This window comes from Pseudomonas lurida (assembly GCF_013522705.1).
Classification (GTDB): domain Bacteria; phylum Pseudomonadota; class Gammaproteobacteria; order Pseudomonadales; family Pseudomonadaceae; genus Aquipseudomonas; species Aquipseudomonas quebecensis.
Genome location: NZ_JAAMRE010000065.1, coordinates 1 through 1209, shown reverse-complemented (window position 1 = coordinate 1209; position 1209 = coordinate 1). Strand labels below are relative to the sequence as shown.

Annotated in this window: 1 protein-coding gene; it reads right to left on the bottom strand. The window is 60.0% G+C overall.

Annotated elements, in window-relative coordinates:
- Positions 1-1209, bottom strand: a 1209-nt coding sequence (locus G7025_RS26535) for a DUF6531 domain-containing protein (RefSeq protein WP_181081937.1), incomplete at both ends; no start/stop codon positions are given.

The following is a 1209-nucleotide window of genomic DNA, read 5'->3' as shown; positions in this document are numbered from 1 at the left end:
CGAACTCATCCTCGCGCGCCACCTCGCGGCCCAGGTCGTCATAGCGATAGCGCTTGATCCCGCCATTGGGCAGTTGCTCCTCAATGAGCTGACCGCGTTCATTCCACACCAGCCGATGGCAGCTGTGGTCCGGGTACCAAATCCCGACCAACTGCCCGTATTTGTTGTAGCTGTAATCCGTAACATGACCATCGGGATCGATCTTGCGAACGACATCGCCCTGATCGTTACGCTCGTACTTCCAAACCGCCTCACCACGGCGCACCACCCGTACGAAGCCGTTGTCATGCTCGTAGGTTGTTGGCTCATCATCCCCAGGAAACAACGCCACCAAGCGTCCGGCTTCGTCGTACTGATACGCCGTCACCGCCCCCAGCGGGTCCTGCTCGACTGTCAGCCGGCCTTTTTCGTCGTAGGATTTGAAGTGCTGCGCGCCATCGGGATCGATACGTTGCACCAGGCGTGCGCGGTCATCGTGGACATACACTTCCTGGCTGCCATCGGCGTTGTGCACCGTAACGTTGCCGTCGTCACCCCACACATACCGCGTATCCATCTGCGAGAAACTGGCCCAATGCCGGATGCATCTCGCCGCCTTGCCGGAGCGTTCCCACGCCCAGAAGAAACTCGCCCCACCGGCCAGGCCGCGCTCCACAATGACGTGCTGATCGTCGTAGCGGTATACCTCGCTTTCACCGACGGCATTGGTCGCCGAGACCAGCCGGCCCAGATCGTCATAGGCGTAGGAAACAACGTTCTGCTCGGTGAGCCATTCGTAAGGCTCATGCTCCTTGGCGCGCTGAACCTGGTAGTCCACCGCGACGATGCGACCGGACGAGTAGCGCAGAAACAACGAGCGACCCACCCCGTTATCCACCCGCTCGATACGTCCGAGGACATCGCGGAAAATTCGCAGGCGGTTGTCATACGCATCGCTGATCGAGACCAATGCGCCATCGCGAAAGTGATAAAACCGTAACGCCTGCGCCAGCACCAATTCATCCGGTGATGAGCCTAAATAGATCGCCGCTTCGGCCAAGCTATTAGTGATCGCCGGTCGCACAGAGGTGGGCAAGGGCAGGGTGATCGACCGGTTCTCATGATCCGTCCACACCACTGAGTCGCCGTCGACCACCAGCCGCTGCGCCAGCGAATGACTCCAGCCAACCCCCAACCCGACATCCACTTCCACCGCACTGGTGCGATACA